This window comes from Marinobacter sp. UBA5687 (assembly GCF_002420325.1).
Lineage (GTDB): Bacteria > Pseudomonadota > Gammaproteobacteria > Pseudomonadales > Oleiphilaceae > Marinobacter > Marinobacter nauticus.
The window spans coordinates 1-5,576 of record NZ_DIHV01000156.1 but is presented as its reverse complement, the minus strand read 5'-3'; the positions used below and the strand labels follow the sequence as shown (position 1 = coordinate 5,576).

The 5,576-nt window shown below is 58.6% G+C and carries 5 protein-coding genes; 2 read left to right on the top strand and 3 right to left on the bottom strand.

Annotation, left to right across the window (positions count from 1 at the left end):
• Nucleotides 1–332 (top strand): molybdopterin dinucleotide binding domain-containing protein (locus B3Y70_RS16755; RefSeq protein WP_288590159.1); only part of this gene is annotated, 332 nt, incomplete at its 5' end.
• A 32-nt stretch (nucleotides 333–364) separates the two neighbouring features.
• Nucleotides 365–823 carry a DUF2489 domain-containing protein gene (locus tag B3Y70_RS16750; RefSeq protein ID WP_288590157.1) on the top strand — a complete coding sequence of 153 codons (459 nt, stop codon included), beginning with the start codon at nucleotides 365–367 and terminating at the stop codon, nucleotides 821–823.
• A 276-nt stretch (nucleotides 824–1,099) separates the two neighbouring features.
• On the opposite strand, the gene B3Y70_RS16745 is transcribed toward B3Y70_RS16750, so the two are convergent.
• From B3Y70_RS16745 to B3Y70_RS16735, 3 genes are all read right to left on the bottom strand, one after another.
• Entirely contained in the window at nucleotides 1,100–2,470 is a 1,371-nt protein-coding gene (locus B3Y70_RS16745) for an aminoacyl-tRNA deacylase and HDOD domain-containing protein (RefSeq protein ID WP_011784174.1), read from the bottom strand.
• 116 nt (nucleotides 2,471–2,586) lie between these two features.
• Nucleotides 2,587–4,662, bottom strand: coding sequence for an ATP-dependent DNA helicase RecG (gene recG / locus B3Y70_RS16740; RefSeq protein ID WP_288590154.1), 2,076 nt, complete (start codon nucleotides 4,660–4,662; stop codon nucleotides 2,587–2,589).
• A gap of 7 nt (nucleotides 4,663–4,669) precedes the next feature.
• Nucleotides 4,670–5,576 (bottom strand): hydrogen peroxide-inducible genes activator (locus B3Y70_RS16735; RefSeq protein WP_288590152.1); only part of this gene is annotated, 907 nt, incomplete at its 5' end.

Genomic DNA, 5,576 nt, shown 5'->3' with positions numbered 1-5,576 from the left:
GCCGCTGCACCCTGCTTATCCACCCGGACGATGCCAGCAAACGAGCGTTGAACCCCGGAGATCATGCCGAGGTTTCGGTTCAGGGGCGAGACGTGGTGATCCCGGTGGAAATCACCGAAGACATTATGCCGGGTGTGGTGTCCATCCCCCACGGTTGGGGTCACCATCGATCAGGCACCGGCCAATCAGTGGCATCGTCCCACGCCGGGGTCAGCATCAACGATCTGTTGGATGATGCCCTGGTGGATCCGGTTTCGGGAACCTCGGTCTTGAACGGCCAGGCGGTTGATGTCAGAGTCTGGCAACCCGAACCTCAACAGAAACAGGCCTGATAGCGGCCTCTTGAACAAACAGGAGTGTAACCATGCCCAGAGGGCTGCAATTGGTCTTTATTGCCATCGGGCTGGTTATTATCGGTGTGTTACTGGTGTATATCTGGCGCCAATCTCGGCTGCTGTCCGAACAGCGGCTGCGCCAGAAGAAAACCGAGGAGTTTCAGGCCCGGCGTCGGGACGAAATGATTGAAAGTATCCGGATTATCGCCATGGCGGTAGAGGAAGACCAGGTTGAGTATTCCGAGGCCTGTCTGAGATTCAAGGGTCTGCTGGATTACCTGGCCCCGGAACTGCTGGAAAAACCACCCTTTCAGGTGTTCCAGACGGTGCACAACAAGATTCAGCACATGCCCACGCATCAGGCGAGGAAGAATACCGACTCTGCGACCATCCGGGAAATGGACAAAGAACGGTTTGCCGTGGAAAGGGAGCACTCCGATGAAATCCGTCAGGCTGCCACAGCAATCCGCCATCATCGCTTTGACTGACGCCCGTATTTTGTAACTTTTTGTTACCGATCGGACGCCCGCTTCAAAAATATGTCAAAGCAAATCAATAGCTTTTAGCCTCAAGGAAAGCTGACACCATGCTCATTTATGTAATCTGCATGCAGTCGCCTTTCCTTTTCCCGGAGCTTGTCTAAATTTAAAACAGGAGGCCGCTCCCACCACACTGGATCAGCCTCCCCGTTGTTTTCTCCTGACAAGTTTGGACGACTCTGCAACAAGCGGGTGAACTTGCCGGCCTCAATGGCCGGCCCTTTTTTATCCGCCCTGACTCATCATCCCGGCCATGGCCATAATGCTGTCTTTTCGGCGCACCAGCTCATCAAACTGTTCCTGAACCAGCTCCCTGTCCAGACCCAGCTCATCATAGACAGCCTGAGTTGCAGACTCACCCGCGCCCAAGGCAACACCCCGCTCGGTCAGCAACTGCCGCCCCAGCCACAAAAGACGGGCATATACATTGTGAGGCCCGTCATAGGCGGGATTCTTCTGGTAACGAATAGCCAGTGTCACTTCGTCCGGCATACCCCAGTTTTCCATCAACTGCGCCGCAATCTGCTCCCGGGTGATCCCCAGCAGGTAATGCTCGATGACACTGGAATCAATGTGCGGGCTCACCTCCAGCGAGCGGCAGACCAGCTTGAAATGCGGAGGGAACACCTGCGCCAGTACCAGATGCCCGAAGTTGTGGAGCAAACCGGCCAGATAGGCGAGACCAAACAGAGGTCGCTGCCCTCGAGGCATCATACTCGCGAGAATACCTGCAGACTGAGCCTGCCAGATGGCCTGCTGCCAGTAATCAACATAACCGTCCGGGTGATCCTGCGGGTGCTTCAGGGCACGCCCCAGTGCCAGGCCCATGGCCAGATTCATCACCAAATCAAAACCCAACACCCGGGATACTGCATCGTGGACGGAATGCACCCGCCCTGCAGCGGCGTAGAACGATGATGACGCCCAACTCACGACCTGGGCTGCCAGGCTCGGATCGCTCTCCACCACATCCACCAGGTCCCCCATTACCGCATTAGGGTTTACCCGCAGATGAATGATGCGCTGGGCAGTCTCAGGCAAGGGCGGCAGCTCCAGCGTATCCTCCAGTCGCTGCTGAATACGCAAGCCGGTGAACCTTTTGATGGCGGAATGCAGCTGGTCACGGTCGGCGGCGTGATTGTCAAGATTGACGGAGATATTTGCGGTATCCACCGCAAAATCGTGTCGGGCGGCCTTTGCGGTCAACTGGCGGAAATCTTCGGCCGGCATCATAAGGCCCAGGTCCTGTTCCCCCAACTCCAGCGCAACCGCCTCGAGTTCGTCCACACGCCGGTCAACTACAGTCGGCCAACCGGTGAGTGATGGCAGCGCCGGCAACTCCTGAAGCCCGGCTTTCTGGCGGACCCGAACCTGCTCGCGCCGCTGCATCATTCTCAGATCCCGCCCCAGACGCTTGTTCAGGGCTTCCAGATCGAGCATATCGTTGCGACGGCAGATGGCCTGCAGATTACCTTGATCGTCACTGAGCAGTACCATTCGAAGCAAATGGCCGGTATCAATCTGGCTTACGCTCCGGAACGATACACCGGGGGCGTTATCACCAAGTGCCTGCTGTACCACAACAGGAAGTTCCATAGCATTCTCCGGACAAAGGTTATCAATCAGTTTTCATGCATTTTGCAGTCATTAACGCGACATTAACAGGCCAATATCGGCCACGAGCACAGACGTTATGAAATTCATGACCAACACTATACGTCGCCATAACGAATTTTCTCACCCAGCCACCGTCTGATAAGTGCTGAGACTACCCGAGGCTCCCTCATCAGGCTCGGAGCCATGTCACGAATGGGTTCAATCCAACCCTTGTCGCGTTCAAAATCGGCCAGGCGAAACTGCATCAAGCCAGTCTGGCGAGTACCCAGCACTTCTCCAGGCCCCCGAATCTCAAGATCCTTTTCGGCGATAAAGAAGCCATCCTGACTGTCCCGCAGCGCCTGTAACCTGGCCTTGCCATTATTGGACAGGGGCGGGTGATACATCAGCACACAGAAACTGGCCTGTTCACCGCGCCCAACCCGGCCTCGCAACTGGTGTAACTGCGCCAGCCCGAGCCGCTCCGGGTTCTCAATAATGATCAGAGAGGCATTGGGCACGTCCACGCCGACCTCGATCACCGTGGTGGCCACCAGCAAATCCAGTTCGCCATCTTTGAAGCGTTCCATTACCTCGGCTTTGTCCTGGGCCTTCAGGCGGCCATGCACAAGGCCAATGGACAGGTCCGGCAACCGCTCATCCAACTCCTGGGCAGTCACTTCCGCCGCCTGGCACTGAAGCGCCTCGGATTCCTCAATCAGGGTGCAGACCCAATAAGCCTGCCGTCCTTCCCCGCAGGCCTTGCGTACCCGCTCAATGATGTCATCCCTGCGGCTATCGGGCAGCACAATCGTTTCGATGGGCTTGCGCCCCGGCGGCAGCTCATCAATCACGGAGGTATCTAGGTCGGCGTAGGCGCTCATGGCCAGGGTTCGCGGTATGGGCGTCGCCGTCATGATCAACTGGTGCGGCGCCAGCGTTCCTCCAACCCCTTTCTCTCTCAGAGCCAGCCGCTGGTGCACGCCAAACCGGTGCTGTTCGTCGACAATTACCAGCGCCAGGCGCTGGAATACCACGTCGTCCTGAAACAGGGCATGGGTACCAATGGCAATCTGCGCACGGCCCTCGGCGACCGCACTCAATGCTGCCTGTCGGGCTTTGCCTTTCACCTTCCCCGACAACCAGGCCAGCTCCACACCCAATGGCTCCAGCCAATTGCGGAAGTTCTGATAGTGCTGCTCCGCCAGAATCTCGGTAGGTGCCATCAGGGCAACCTGGGCGCCGGCTTCAATGGCTTGCAGGGCCGACAAGGCGGCAACCACGGTTTTACCCGAGCCGACATCTCCCTGAACCAGGCGTAACATCGGCACCGGCTGACTCAGATCCTGCCGGATGTCGGCCATAACGTGGCGCTGGGCACCGGTAAGGCTGAACGGCAGCTGCTCCAGAAATCGCTCTACCCGATCTCCCGCTGGCAGTAACGGCAAGGCCTCCCGGGCCTGAATCTGCTCACGCACCTGCAACAGGCTAAGCTGATGCGCCAGCAGCTCTTCCATCACCAGCCGCTGCTGAGCCGGGTGTTTTCCCTCTACCAGCAGATGCACCGGGGCGCCGGCCGGGGGCAGATGCACCAGGCGAACGGCTTCGGTAATGCCAGGTAACTGGTAATCCGCCAGCAACGCCGGTGGCAGCCAGTCCTTGATGGGGTAGCGATCCAGATAGGTCAGGGCCTGCTGACACAGCGCCCTGACCCTGGGCTGTTGAATGCCCTCGGTCAGCGGGTACACCGGCGTGAGTGTTGCCTGGTCGGCCGGCGGCATGGCAGGAGGATTGGTCTGGTATTCCGGATGGTAGAATTCGTAGCCGGCCCGGCCTGGGCGCACCTCGCCGAAACAGCGCACTCGTGTGCCTTCAGCAAGCTGGTTTTTCTGGGCGGCATTGAAGTGAAAAAACCGCATCACCAGAAAACCGCTGTCATCCCGCAACGTCACCTGCAGGCTGCGCCGGCGGCCCATCACCAGATCGGCCTTCATGACCTCACCTTCCACCACCGCAATATCGCCAATACGCAGGCTGCCCATAGGCACCACGCGGGTACGGTCTTCATAACGGTAGGGAAGATGGAACAGGAGATCCTGAATGGAATGGATGCCCAGCTTGGCAAGCTTTTCCGCCAGGGCGCTTCCTACGCCCTTGAGCTGGGTTACCGGGATGTCATCCAGTGACGTCATACGGCCCTCAGGCGCTTTCGGCAACCGCCGGTGTATCGGTTTTGGCTTTTTCAATTACCCGGCACTGGCTCGCCGCCAGCGACAGTACGTCTATGGCCTTCGGCCGGGGGAAGGTTACCCGCCAGGCCAAAGCCACGGTCCGGAATGGAACCGGCGCCGCAAAGGGCCGCACGGCAAGGATATCTTCCTGATATTTTATGGCGGTGGCGGCCGACAGCGGCAGTACCGTGATTCCCAGGCCGGAGGCCACCATGTGCCGGATGGTTTCCAGCGAACTGCCTTCGGTCACCAGCTCCGGTCTGCCGTTGTCCGCCCGTTTGGTGATGGCATCCACCAGAGGCGGGCAGGACTCCAGCACCTGATCCCGGAAACAGTGGCCCGGCCCCAGCAATAACAGCTGTTCATTGGCCATCTCTTCGGCCGTTACCTGCTCTTTCTCGGTCAGCGGATGATCCGCAGGCAGCAGCACCACAAACGGCTCATCGTAGAGTGGCAGGGTTACCACCTCCGGCTCTTCAAACGGCAGGGCAATAATGATGGCGTCCAACTCTGAGTGCCGCAGTTTCTGGCGCAGGTTGGCGGTGTAATTCTCTTCTATGTACAGGGGCATATCTGGCGCGGCACGACGCAGTTCCGGCAACAGGTGCGGGAACAGGTAGGGCCCGATGGTATAGATGGCGCCCACTTTCAACGGGGAGTTGAGCTGATTTTTGCCGTCCTGGGCCATATCCTTGATCACGCCCACCTGGTCCAGAACCCGCTGGGCCTGCTCGATGATACGCTGGCCAACTTCTGTCACCCGAATACTGCTTTTGCTGCGTTCGAACAAGGGGATACCGAGCTCATCCTCCAGCTTTTTAACCGCTACGCTGAGGGTCGGCTGGCTAACGTGACAGCGCTCTGCGGCACGGCCA

Coding starts and splice junctions, on each gene's coding strand:
- B3Y70_RS16745 (WP_011784174.1), bottom strand. CDS start 2,470: ATGGAACTTCCTGTTGTGGTACAGCAGGCACTTGGTGATAACGCCCCC.
- recG (WP_288590154.1), bottom strand. CDS start 4,662: ATGACGTCACTGGATGACATCCCGGTAACCCAGCTCAAGGGCGTAGGA.
- B3Y70_RS16750 (WP_288590157.1), top strand. CDS start 365: ATGCCCAGAGGGCTGCAATTGGTCTTTATTGCCATCGGGCTGGTTATT.